General features: G+C 54.7%; 10 protein-coding genes. 7 read left to right on the top strand and 3 right to left on the bottom strand.

Features of this window, described 5'->3' with window-relative positions; all coding sequences use genetic code 11:
• The first annotated feature begins 1 nt into the window (after position 1).
• Together EL633_RS25795 and EL633_RS25790 are read left to right on the top strand one after the other, a co-directional pair.
• Positions 2-382: a RidA family protein gene (locus tag EL633_RS25795; protein ID WP_126630152.1), complete on the top strand. Its 381-nt coding sequence runs from the start codon at positions 2-4 to the stop codon at positions 380-382.
• Positions 383-457: 75 nt separating this feature from the next.
• A complete protein-coding gene (locus tag EL633_RS25790; RefSeq protein ID WP_126630151.1) occupies positions 458-1,915 on the top strand; it encodes an FAD-dependent oxidoreductase in 1,458 nt (485 codons plus the stop codon).
• A 102-nt stretch (positions 1,916-2,017) separates the two neighbouring features.
• Here the strand turns inward: EL633_RS25790 and EL633_RS25785 are convergent, their stop codons facing one another.
• Positions 2,018-2,566 carry a non-canonical purine NTP pyrophosphatase gene (locus EL633_RS25785; protein WP_126630150.1) on the bottom strand — a complete coding sequence of 183 codons (549 nt, stop codon included), beginning with the start codon at positions 2,564-2,566 and terminating at the stop codon, positions 2,018-2,020.
• A 319-nt stretch (positions 2,567-2,885) separates the two neighbouring features.
• Between EL633_RS25785 and EL633_RS25780 the strand changes: the two genes are divergently transcribed.
• Positions 2,886-4,496: a serine hydrolase domain-containing protein gene (locus EL633_RS25780; RefSeq protein WP_126630149.1), complete on the top strand. Its 1,611-nt coding sequence runs from the start codon at positions 2,886-2,888 to the stop codon at positions 4,494-4,496.
• Between the two features lie 261 nt (positions 4,497-4,757).
• Entirely contained in the window at positions 4,758-4,991 is a 234-nt protein-coding gene (locus tag EL633_RS25775; RefSeq protein WP_126630148.1) for a metallothionein, read from the top strand.
• A 124-nt stretch (positions 4,992-5,115) separates the two neighbouring features.
• Here EL633_RS25775 and EL633_RS25770 read toward each other — a convergent pair whose 3' ends face one another.
• Together EL633_RS25770 and EL633_RS25765 are read right to left on the bottom strand one after the other, a co-directional pair.
• Positions 5,116-7,293 (bottom strand): S9 family peptidase, encoded by a 2,178-nt coding sequence (locus EL633_RS25770; protein ID WP_126630147.1) that lies wholly within the window; start codon positions 7,291-7,293, stop codon positions 5,116-5,118.
• A 186-nt stretch (positions 7,294-7,479) separates the two neighbouring features.
• The gene (locus EL633_RS25765) at positions 7,480-7,995 is read right to left on the bottom strand and encodes a DinB family protein (protein ID WP_126630146.1); all 516 of its coding nucleotides are present in this window, start codon (positions 7,993-7,995) and stop codon (positions 7,480-7,482) included.
• Positions 7,996-8,496: 501 nt separating this feature from the next.
• Between EL633_RS25765 and EL633_RS25760 the strand changes: the two genes are divergently transcribed.
• The 3 genes from EL633_RS25760 (at position 8,497) to EL633_RS25750 (ending at position 12,710) form a co-directional block, all read left to right on the top strand.
• On the top strand, positions 8,497-11,730 hold the full coding sequence (locus tag EL633_RS25760) for a winged helix-turn-helix domain-containing protein (protein WP_126630145.1): 3,234 nt from the start codon (positions 8,497-8,499) through the stop codon (positions 11,728-11,730).
• A gap of 163 nt (positions 11,731-11,893) precedes the next feature.
• The gene (locus tag EL633_RS25755; protein ID WP_126630144.1) at positions 11,894-12,112 is read left to right on the top strand and encodes a DUF8691 family protein; all 219 of its coding nucleotides are present in this window, start codon (positions 11,894-11,896) and stop codon (positions 12,110-12,112) included.
• A gap of 82 nt (positions 12,113-12,194) precedes the next feature.
• Complete coding sequence (locus EL633_RS25750; RefSeq protein ID WP_161982439.1) at positions 12,195-12,710, top strand: DinB family protein; 516 nt, start codon at positions 12,195-12,197, stop codon at positions 12,708-12,710.
• Positions 12,711-12,763 lie beyond the last annotated feature (53 nt).

The following is a 12,763-nucleotide window of genomic DNA, read 5'->3' as shown; positions in this document are numbered from 1 at the left end:
AATGGCTAAGGTCATTGTGAACACTGATGAGGCACCGAAATCCATGGCTGGATATAGTCAAGCGGTGAAGTCTGGTGGATTTGTCTTCATTGCTGGTCAAGGGCCCTTTGATGCCAGAACAGGTGATGTGGTTGGGACAACTATCCAGGAGCAGACAGCCCAATGCTTGAAGAATATCGCCGCTATTCTTCAAGCGGCGAATAGTTCTCTTGAGAAAGTGGTGAGCGCGACCTTCATCTTAGGCGAGGAAAGTGACTTCGCTGGAATGAATGAAGAGTGGGGGAAATGGTTTTCTGAGGATCCGCCAGCCCGTCAGGGGGCGAAACTGCCCATTCATCCGAAGGGTATGAAGATTTCTATCGCGCTCATCGCTGAAGCCTAGTCTGGCCTTTCGGCACCTTATCACGTATTGAAGCCGACTCAATAGGGCGATGAATGTATTGCATGGAGCAACATCATGAGTAGCAAACACCCGGGGCAGGGCGCGCTCGACAGGCACCTTGCCGTCGTAATCGGTGGAAGTCTGGCCGGATTGCTGGCGGCCCGTGTCCTCTCGGAGCATTTTGAACAGGTCATCATTATCGAGCGCGATCCATTGACTGGAGAAGCCGTGCCGCGTAAAGGGACACCGCAGGGAAGACACGTGCATGGGTTGCTGGCGCGTGGCGTGACCATCATAGCGGAGTACTTTCCTGATCTCTTTCCCACCCTTGCCCGGGATGGCGCGATTCCGGTAAGTATGGACGGTATACGCTGGAATCAACTCGGTGTCTGGATGGCACCTGTTCCCAGTCCCGTCAAAACCCTGTTCCAGAGCCGTCCATTCCTTGAGCAGCACATACGAGACCAACTGGTTGCCAGGGACAATGTGCGCATCCGAGATGCCTGCGAGGTTACGCAATTGTGCGCGCGTGAGGACCGCATCACTGGCGTCATGGTGCGCACCCTTTCTGGAGAACAACACGAGGAGGCGCTGTCCGCTGATCTGGTCGTGGATACGAGTGGACGCGGTTCGCGTGCGCCACAATGGCTGAACACGTTAGGGTATGGGGATGTGCAGGAAACCAGCGTCAAAATCGATATTGGCTACGCCACGCGCATCTACCGCCGCCCCGTCCAACTTCCCGCCAATTGGAAGGCACTGTTCATCTTTGGGAAACCTCCCGACGACAAGCGTGGAGGAGTCATCTTGCCCATCCAGGGCGGCTACTGGATGGTCACGCTTGTCGGCTCGCTACGTGACTATCCACCGGACGATGAGGATGGCTTCCTGGCATTTGCTCACAGTCTGGCTCAGCAGGACCTCTACGAAGCCATTAAGGATGCGGAACCGATTACACCTATTGCGCTGTACAAGTATGCCGCGAACCGCTGGCGGCATTTTGAGCGCATGAAACGCTTCCCGCAGGGCTTCATCATCATGGGTGACGCGGCATGCAGTTTTAATCCAGTCTATGGCCAGGGCATGTCCGTCGCAGCCGTGGAGGCGCAGACACTCGATCGCTGCCTGCGCGAGCAGGCGTTGTTTGCTGGGAAGAACCGTGTGGCCGGTTTCACACAGCGCTTCCAGCAAGCGATTGCCAGAGACATCAAAACTCCCTGGCTACTCTCAACAGGGGATGATTTGCGCTATCCAGGTGCTGAGGGAAAGCGGTTGCTCAGTATCCGCCTGCTTAACAGGTATATGCGCCGCGTTATCGAAATAACTGCATCTGATGTAGCTATGGCGGCAAGCTTGTTGCGGGTTCGAAACTTGCTCAAACCCTTGTCAACGCTGTTCCAACGGCGTATCATCCTGGCCGTGCTTCGTCAAGAATTGATTGCATTCAGGCAGCAACCCACCATTACAAAGCCAGCAAACGAGGAAAGCGTGCTAGCCTCCAGCAACGATGAGTCAGTACACAGCAAGGTGTAAGCAGATAAAAGGTGGTGATCGATGCGATGAGTATTCCAGTCGCTGTCAACGGCGGCGGTAGAGGAGGTATTCCAATCCTCTCCTTTGCCGCTGCCTGTGTGGCTATCGGGTCTTCAGGTAGGCTTCAAATTTTTTGAGTGCAAGCGTCCTCATTGAGGTTTCCTGACCTTCTTCAGGTGTCATCTCTGCCCACGTCTTCTGATATCCACTGGGGATGAAAATGGCATCCCAGCCAAAGCCATTGCTGCCTCGGGGATGGAGTGAAATTGTTCCTTCTCTCGTACCTGTGAAGGCCTGGAATGAGTGACCATCATAGAAACCCAATTGCACGGTTGCCACGGCAGATCTATCCATGGATGCATCGAGTAGGTGACACAGTCCGTGTGTGCCTAGTTCTGCTAAAAACCATTTGACCAATGGCCCCGGTAATTTTCCCAGCGCCAGGAATTGCAGTGAGGTATCCTCTACCAATACTGGAGCTTGAATGTGCTTATAGGCTTCTCGGGCTTTGTACTCCACGATTTCCGCGACATCCAGCGATTGAATTTCGATGAGATCAATATTCTCATGACGTACTGGAAAGTCCAGGGCGCGACTCAGTTGCTGTACTTTCCCCAGATTACTGGTAACCAATGTTAACGAGCTCAGCATATGTATCCTTTTTTCTCAATATATCCTGTGTTTTAGCTAATAGTATCATACAGCCCTTTCGCGTTCACTGTCGAATGACCTGGCTTTGCATGCTTGCAATGATGCTGACTCCCTCTTCTATAAAAAGGCAAGGACGCCATTGAAAGACCGGGGTTGCTTACCTAGACAATGGCAGCTGCCCGCGTTATATTGTCAATACCGTATAAAAGGTGCTAGCATTCTTTGGCTTATATATGATAGTTGGGCGATTATATAATCGGTATTGCTTCAACGACAATATCCGTCTGAGTAACTCATTGAAAAGGTAAGGAAGCTCTTATTGAAAAACTTAACACCTGTTCTCAGGAATATTGAACAGCATGTGCAAAATGTTATGCTGTCTGGCGGTATTGGTGGATTAGTCTATGCTCTTACTGACAAGGACCAATTGCTTGCCGTTGGTACTGCTGGTTATGCTGATATTGCAGCACAGCGTCCTGTCCAGTCTGATACCCATTTTTCTATTCTCTCGATCACAAAATCGTTGACTGCGCTAGCCGTGATGCAATTATATGAGCGAGGAATCATTGATATCCACGCTCCCATTACGCGCTATCTTCCCTGGTGTGAAGCGAAAGAGGGTGGCACTACACCTATTACTGCGTACCATCTGCTGAGTCATACTGCTCATATTGTTACTGGTCCTGGTTGGACGCTTGGTTCCCTGTATGGCGCCTGGTATCTGCGTGAAACGGAAGTGCTTGCGGAACCAGGGGGCTCAGACTGGCACTATTCCGATACAGGCTACGAAATTTTGGGCGCGCTGCTTGAAGCTATCTATCACTGTCCCTTCTCGCAGATCATGCAAGAACAGATCTTTACTCCGCTTGGCATGACTTCTTCCTTTCCCGCGATTACCTACGAGACCCGAAAAGTGATGGCGTTGGGTTACCAATCCTTTTACGATGATCGACCATATCAACGTGGGTATCCATTGGTGCCGGTTTCCTGGTTTGAATATGAAAGCCCTGCTGGCAGTATTGTTTCAACGGCGGCCGATATGGCTGCATATTTACGTATGTATCTTAATCGTGGACAAGGCGACAGGTGTCGTCTCATCCAAGAGCAAACGTTTGAGCAAATGATTCAGCCCATTGCGCGGGGAATGTTTGGTTATTACGGCCTTGGACTTTCTACATTTTCACGTGATGGACATACAATTGTGGGACACGGAGGAGGCGGAATGGGTTTTAATACCACGATACAAGGCGATCTGGAAACAGGCCTGGGTCTGGTTCTTCTGATCTCAGGTACCACCTGGCCTGCTGCCATCTCTCCTTATATGTCCCAGCTTTTGCGTGCTGCGAGCGCAGGCGAGGATCTGCCAGCAGTGCCCTCACGCGTTGATGATGAGCAAATTCCAGCCGCCAACACGTATGCAGGCGTCTTTACTCATGCGGGAGATAGCAATCGTGCGCTCACCTTTACAGCGGAAGAAGCGCATCTCATATTGCGCTATCAAGGAGAAAAGATTGTACTACAGAAGGAGGAATGGGGGGACCGATTTCTCATCCCGCATCCTGACTTTGCTCTCTTCATGGGTGAGTTCGTGTGTGTTGATGGTAAAGCCACCGAATTTATGTATGGAGGTGATTGGTATCTAACCGCTGCTTATCAAGGACCGAGGACATTTGATGTACCGCTAGAATGGCATACATATGTCGGACATTATTGCTATACCGAGGTCTGGTCTGGTCATCTTCGTATTGTGTTGCGCAAAGGGATGCTCTATCTGGTAAATCCCGAAGGATTTGAGGATGCGTTACAACCGCAGGAAGATGGTAGTTTCAAGACAAATCAAGAACATCTGCGTTTTTCAGATGTCCTTGATGGGAAAGCCTTGTGCTTGAATATGAGCGGCTCGCAATATACCCGACGAAGAAATCCCTAAATGGTGTTAGATCCATGGCTTCCTAACCCAGGAGTAGAGAAATAGTGTCGAGGATTCAATAGGTGAGTATTTACTGAGATCGACCCGTGATAATGCAAGCTGTCTCTGTGATGGTATTGTAATATCTAGCTCATATACTCCTACCGGATGCTGCCTGGACCAGCATGCACTAGAAGCTTATTCAACAAAATAACCTGACAACAGGAGACCCGAGAGAGCACGCCGGGTCGAAATTAATCTCTAGGATAAGGAGAAGGGGACATGATGCAATGTGAACAATGTGGCAATGAATACGACAAAGCCTTTGAGGTTGTTATGAGTGGTCAGCGACATACCTTCGATAGCTTCGAATGTGCCATTGCTCGTTTGGCCCCGACCTGTCATCACTGTGGTAACCGAATTATTGGTCATGGAGTAGAGGCACACAACGTCTTTTACTGTAGTGCCCACTGTGCGACAAAAGAAGGTGAACAGGGGATGCGAGATCGCAGTTAAAAGGACTAAATGGTCCTGGTTGCACAAAAGAGACTCTGTTCGGAGGTGGGCAGCGGCTTTCCTATTACCATAATAGGAAAGCCGCTTTGATTCTAATCGGAGGTTGTGCCGTTCCTCTGGCATTTTACCTGGTGGTATGATTGGTTGATAGGTGGTGATGGAGAAATTTTACCAGTCGCTGTTCCAGGTACATCAAATGCGCAGGATTACGTGGCATGTGCCGTGCTTCTGGGAAGATGAGCAGGTCGTAGTCTGCGGCAGCGGTTGCCAGGGCTTCGACCAGTCGCATGGTATGGCGGGCATGTACATTTTCGTCCACCAGACCGTGTACTAACAAGACTTTGCCTGCCAGTTTTTCAGCATAGGGCAATACCGAACTGGTTGCGTATCCGGTAGTATTGCTGGTCGGATGCCCCATGTAGCGCTCGGTATAGTGGGTATCGTAGCCTTCCCAGAAGGTGACCGGTGCGCCAGCAATGCCCGCTTTGAACACCTCCGGTGCTCGCAATAGTGCCCGACAGGTCATATAGCCGCCATAGCTCCAGCCGTAGATGCCGACGCGTTCGCTATCGACATAGGGGCGGCTACTCAGGAAACGTACCCCCTCTACCTGATCATCCACTTCGAGGTGTCCTAGCGAGTGCGCGATCGCAGCCTCGAAGGCCAGACCACGATGAGCACTGCCCCGATTGTCGACTTTCAACACGACAAAGCCCTGTTGTGCCAGATATTGTGCACGCAGATCCACGGTCAGGGACCAGGTGCTGGTCACGGCCTGCGCGTGAGGACCTCCATAGACGGATACTACCAGTGGACGTGGTTGGCCGGCGGTGCGTGTTTGCTCTGACGCATAGATGGCTGCATAGAGTACGGTCCCATCGCTTGTATGGAAGTTAGTGATCTCTGGTACGCCGAGTCCAAGCGCCGCGGGTGTGATGCCCTCGTTTTCAAACAGCACAGCCTGTTCCTTTCCATCGATCAAGCTGCGCAGTGTCAGACGAGGTGGTTGTTGAGGACTCTGCCAGGTATCGACGAAGGAACGGCGATCGGGAGAGATCACTGCGTTGTGCCATCCTGCCTCCTGGGTCAGGCGCCGTGGGGATCCGCCATCAAGCGAGATGACGTAGAGATGGCGTTCCAGCGGTCCCTCGCCAGTGCCCTGGAAATAGACGAGTCGCTGATCCTCGTCGACAGCCACCTGGCCGGTTACCATCCACTGTCCCTCGGTCAATGTCCGTATCTCGCGTCCATCATGATCATGGAGTGAAAGATGGCGAAAACCAGTTCGTTCGTTGGACCAGAGAAATTCGCCTGAGCGTAGGAAGCGCAGGTCATCATGAAGATTGAGCCAGGGCTGTCCATGTTCCTCAATGAGTGTTGTTGCTGTGCCACTCTCTGGATTGAAGAGTAGCAGTCGTTGTGTGCACTGATCGCGTAACTGGATCAACGCCGTCAGCATGCCATCGGGTCGCCAGGTGACGCGTGCCAGATAGATATCATCATCTGTCCCCAGATCCATCCAGGTCACATCTTCTGGATGTCCGTCCACGGCCACAATACCCAGTTGCACAACAACATTGCGCATACCCGCGAAGGGATAGCGATGATCCTCCACCGCGACGTGTTCTGTTCCCTGATGCATAATTGGGTAAGAAGGGATATGGCGGCTGTCGGCGCGCACAAAGGCCAGGCGTGTCCCATCTGGACTCCACCAATAGCCCTCCGAGCGTTCCATCTCTTCCTGTGCGATATATTCTGCCAGACCATTAGTCACCCCATCCGTCGCGCCGCTGGTGAGCGTTCGTACGTGGCCGGATCCATCTGTCATGGCAACATGGATCTCACCGGAGCGCACAAATGCCACACGCGATCCATCCGGGCTAAGCCGTGCGTCGATCGCACCCTCACTATCCGCGATTGGCGTCAATGGTTGCTCGCCGTGAGCAATAAAGAGCCGCCCATCAAAAGGGATCAGCAGAACCAGTGGTCCTTCCTCGGTTGCCTGCGCGAATTGGTAGCTCGTGACACCCTGCTCGCGTTGCCGACTGCGCTCACGTCGCAACTCCTCCTCAAGGGAGATCTGACTGGTTGCATCCGCTTTGCCACTGGCAAGTTGTGTTAGCTGTCGCCGTTCTCCACGACTCAGGTCATAGCTCCATAATTCTTGAGCCAGCGAACCTGTGGCACTTTGCCGATAGGTAACCTTCTGGCCGTCGGGCGTGAACGCTATGCCGCCTGGCGCGTCCATACCTGGACGCGGATAACGGGCGACGTCCTCCAGAGATAATTGATGGTCCGCCATTATGTCTCTCCTTTGCCATACTTTTAATCAGCGGTACTTCGTTGTAGGCTCATGTTTACCCTTTCCGCTGAGCTGTTCTTGTATTCGATACATAAAGGTTCAGTGTAAACCTTTCTTTGATGAAACTGCAAGGAGGGAGATGGCTTATTCTCGATCTCTAGCTGTAGCGGTGCCTGGGAGCAGAATTCAGCCAGCGAATTCTGCTGAGATTCCATGTATGCCAAGGATGAGCGAAATCTCGCCACCATGATGTAGGTCGTGTTCAAGCACATGCCAGACCACCCAGGCGCGCGACCGCTCGATTACCCCGCCATCCCATTCATCGGGGAAGCTCTGGCACATATCGGCGGGGCTCCAGCGTGCCAGGCAATCCGCCATGAATTGCCAGGTGTGTTCGAGGCCCATGGCCAGTTCAGAGGCAGTTGGAATGGGACCTTTCATCTCTAACGCAAGCTCGTTCCAGGGTGCATACACCTTCATCTCTTCACCGCAAATCTCATCCATGAATACGATGAACCAGTAACAACGGCACCCGACGATATGCATAATATTCTCGCCAACAGAACGCAGGCCCGGCGCGGCACGCAACTCAAGCTGCTCAGCGCTAAGTGACGCCAGAGCCACTTTGATGCGATCCTGATACTCTTGCCACGAGGCATAGAACGTCGTGAGCGTGAAATTATCGTCAGTCATTTCTCTCATCTGTTGTCAACTCCTTGTATTGCCTGGTACACTGCCGCGAAGTCAAACAACCTCACAAGAACCACTCTTATTGGCAGTGTTCTTACTCGGTGCTTTTTTCTCGAAGCTTTTCAATGTATAGGTGTGCCTTCAGCTCTCAGTATATTAGTGAATGCGGTGAAAATACGCCCTCATTTCTGGTTCTGCTCAAAACCCTGGGTCAATCAACACAGACTCGTTCATGGATAGAGGTGGTCATTGGCTGGACGCATCGCATCCAGTCCTCGTTGAGCCAGTGTGCTTTTCATCCAGCACTCCTCCCTACGCTTGTGCTTATGCTACCCAAGAGGTATACTTCCTCCAGCGTATGTTTTGGGTAGCATACTGTGATTTGACAATCGAAATGTCCTCGCTGGTGACACATATCCTGTCTAGCAGTTGGCTTGTAAAGCCAGTTGAGCGCCACGCCTGAAAGCGGTGCGGTCCCGCTTTTGACGCATATCCGTTACTGTGGCGCAATTTTTGACAGAGATCGTGTCCATTGGTCCGATTGCTGAATGGCAAACCACACATACAGATACGCCTGGGTCACACCAGGCAGGAGGAGGCGAGCCTACAATGCCAAAGGCGGCTCCGTATCGTCTCAGCTGGGACCTCAAGCAGGGCACGTATACCCTGCATAACACGCGCAGCCAACGGGTGTTCCCGGTGGCTCCGGACAGTCATGCGTGGTTCGACTGGCTGGCGGGTATCCCATCGTTCGCCTTCAGCGGTCAGCATGGACCACTCACCGTCCGCCAGGAGACCCGTTCAGCTGGGATCTATTGGTACGCTTACCGCAGAGTTGGTGAGAAGATGGCCAAGCGCTACCTTGGCCGGACCACTGAACTCACCCTTGCTCGTTTAGAGCAGGTCGCTGCCCAGCTTGCAGAGGCTGCTCTCTCCCCTGGCCAGGGCACACTCGCCCGAGGAGTGTCAGGTGGTGAAAAGCCCGATCAGCATGTGATGACCTCGCCCATTGCTTCCCTCCCCAGTGTTACGCACGTCCGTTCAGTCGTGCCCTCACTCCCGGAGAGCCAGCGCGATGTGCCGCTTGTCACCAGGCTACACATCCCCCACCTGCGGACACAACTCGTCCGTCGCACCCAGTTGATCCAGCAACTCCAGCAGGGGATGGAGGCACCGCTCACGCTCGTCTCAGCCCCCGCCGGGTTTGGCAAAACCACACTGCTTGCCCAATGGCTCGCCGAGAGCGCGCGGCCCGTAGCCTGGGTGTCCCTGGAGCCTGCGGACAACGACCCGGTGCGTTTTCTCTCCGCAGTGATCGCTGCGCTGCAGCAGCTCGACCCTCAACTCGGAACCAGCGCACTCGCGCTCTTCCACTCACCCCCTCTCTCGCCTCCGCCTCCCCCCGAGGCCGTGGTTGCCCTGCTGGTCGCTGATCTGTCTCATCAGGCACCCCGTGACTGCGTCCTCGTCCTCGATGATTACCAGGTTATTGAGACGAAAGCACTCTCCCAGGCGCTGGCGTATTTAGTGGAACACACTCCACCACACCTGCACGTGATCATCGCCACGCGTACTGATCCCGCACTTCCCCTCGCCCGTATGCGGGCACGAGGGCAGCTCTGCGAGGTGCGCGTGGCCCAGTTACAGTTCCTGCCCGAGGAGACGAGCGCCTTTCTGCATACGGTGATGGAACTTGACCTCTCGGCTGAGGAATGCGCCACGCTCCAGAACCGCACTGAGGGCTGGATCGCTGGCTTGCAACTGGCAGCGCTTTCCCTGCGAGGACGAGTGGATGTGCAGCAGTTCCTGGGGGAGTTCACGGGAAGTCACCGCCATATCATCGACTATCTCACCGAAGAGGTTCTCGCTCGCCAACCGGAGGCCGTCCAGTCTTTCCTGCTGCGTACCGCTCTCCTCGATCGGTTCACCAGCCCCTTGTGTAATGCCGTGACTGGGAGCGCCGACGGAGAGCAGATGCTTGGCTATCTGGAGCGCGCCAACCTATTCCTGATTCCTCTGGATGAGCGGCGGCAGTGGTACCGCTACCATCACCTGTTTGCCGAGGCGCTGCGGGCGCGCGTGCTGCGGGAGGTGGGGACAGAGGGACGAGCCTCCCTCTATCTGCGCGCGAGTGCCTGGTATGAGCAGAACGGGATGCCGGCCCTGGCCATCGAGGCAGCTCTCTCAGCGCGTGACTTCGGGCGAGCAGCGCGCTTCATCGACCCAGATGCCCCCCTCATCCGGTCCATGCTCGTTGGCTTTGAAGCGCGCACGCTCATACGCTGGCTGGAATGCTTCCCGCAAGAGGTGTTGTTCACCGATGCCCGCCTCTGCCTGGTCTATGCCTTTAGCCTGGGCACGTCAGAAACGTCTGACGCTCACGCAGTTCCCTTAGCGGTGGCCGAACGGCTCTTTCAAGCGCAAGGGAACCGCAAAGGCTTGGGCCAGGCATCTACGCTACGAGCGCTTGCCGCTACGGAGAGAGGAAATGGAGCGCAGGCTGTCCTGTACGGCGCCCAGGCCTTCCAGTTGTTGCCAGAAGATGCCATGCTCGAACGCAGCATCATTTCAAGTACGCTGGCCGAAGGCTACCGGCTGGCCGGTGAGGTCGCAGAGGCTCAGCGGGTGGTGACTGAGGCGCGCCCGCTTCACGAGCAGTTCGGCAATGCAAGCAGTATCCTGAGCAGTACGATTACCCTGGGTGACCTGCTCGTCATGCAGGGCCATCTGCACGAAGCAGCTGGTATCTATGGTTCTGTGCTTGAAGCGGCAGGGGAGCGACAAAGCTTCGCTATCCTCGCCCTGATCGGCCTTGGGAACATCCTGCGTGAACGCAACGAGCTCGACGGAGCAGAGGCACAGATCGAGAAAGCCGTCACCTTCGCCAGCCAGACGCGAGACAAGCTGCGGCTGGCGCGTGCATCTCTCATGCATGCCAGGATCATCCAGACACGCGGAGATGCAGAACGCACGCGGGAGGTGTGGTCTTCGGCGTTGAGGTTGGCGCAGGCGTGCGTCTACACCGGCTTAATGGAGCAGGCCCAGGCGTATCAGGTGCGCAGCTGGCTCCGCCAGGGACAGATGGAAGCGGTGATCCACTGGCAGAAAACCTGCCCTCTCTCTGCCGATGCTCCGGCTGACTACCAGCACGAAGTCATCGCACTCACCCTTGCGCGTGTGTTGCTTGCTCAGGGGGAAGCAGCACACGCCTTACGGCTGGTGGAACGCTGGCATCTTCATGCCAGAGCGCAGGGGCGAACCGGCAGCGAGATTGAGCTGCTGGTACTCTCGGCGCTGGCCTATGCTCAGCAAGACAAGGCTGAGCAGGCCGTACAACTGCTCCGGCAGGCCCTCCTGCTCGCCTCGCCTGAAGGGTACGTCCGAGTGTTCGTAGATGAAGGCGTTCCCATGGCTGTCTTGTTGCATATGGTCCTGTCCAGGTGGAAAGGGAAAACCGAAGCAGATGAGGTGCGCAGGCTGCTTTCAGTGTGGGAAACCGAGCAAGCGGCAGCGGGTCCCTACGCTCTCGCCATGCTCCATCGGGAGTTGCCGCTTGCGCCGTTGAGTGGCCGCGAGCGCAAAGTCCTGCGCGGGCTTGTGGCTGGCTTGTCGAATGCAGAAATTGCTGCCGAACTCGTGGTCTCGATCAACACTATCAGGACACAGACCCGAAGCATCTATCACAAGCTGAACGTGAAGAATCGTCACGAAGCGGTCGCACTGGCTCGCCAGTGGCGACTGCTCTAAAGGTCCCCTCGTCAATCTTCGGACTACTCATCCCTCTGCTCCTCCACACAGAAAGTGTGTTTCGTCCAGAATTCATCCCCCCAGAATGAAGACAGCTCATCCCACTGGCAGCTACACTTGAGACATGGAAACCGATACCGTTCTCATGAGGGAGAGAAAGCGCATGCTGATAGATCGAGCCAGGTATGATATTCGCGTCAAAGGCCAGATAGGACCTGAATGGTCCGAGTGGTTTGGTGGCATGACCATCACCTCCGATGAACCCAACGAGACGCTTCTCTCCGGCAAGGTCGTCGATCAGGCAGCCTTATATGGCATCTTGAACAAGATTCGCGATTTGGGTCTGCCATTGCTCTCGATCCTGCGCGAGCCTCCGAGATGAGAACGCCTCGCACATGATGTCAAATCGTGGTGAACGGTATCGCGTCTGTTGGGAATATCTATTGAAAAAAGGAAGTCTCTCCATGAATACCAATGTTCCTGGTTCTGCACCTTCGCGTGCCGCTCTTCCTGATCGCACAGCCCTCTGTGCCCGATTGGAGGAAACCCGCCTGGCCTATCACACCCTCGTCGAGTCACTGACTGATGAAGAGTGGGACAACAAGCATACCTCTACGCAATGGACGGTCCGTGAACTGATCGCCCACCTTGCGGACGGGCTGGCGCATACCCCAGACGCCATTGAGCACGTCCGGCGGGGGAAACCGTTTCTCAATCTTCCACCTTTGCTGAACGGACTCACAGCGCCGATCAATCTCTTGATGAGCAAATGGAGCGCTCGTGGTCAGACACGCCAGACGCTTCTCTTGCGCTATGATGTTGCTCATCAGGCGTTATTGACGACCATTGAAGGCATCCATGAGAACGAATGGGAGCGCGGTGCGCCCTGCTACGGTGAGGGGTATAAGACCGTCCTGGATCTGTGCGAAGGCATCAACCACCATCTCCAGGAGCATACTGTACAGCTTTCTAGAGCATAAGAGGTTTCCTAAGCCAGCGAGACCTGCATCATTCCCTGCATGCGGCAGGCTGC

This window comes from Dictyobacter alpinus (assembly GCF_003967575.1).
GTDB classification, from domain to species: domain Bacteria; phylum Chloroflexota; class Ktedonobacteria; order Ktedonobacterales; family Ktedonobacteraceae; genus Dictyobacter; species Dictyobacter alpinus.
This window is presented reverse-complemented; position numbering and strand designations above follow the sequence as displayed.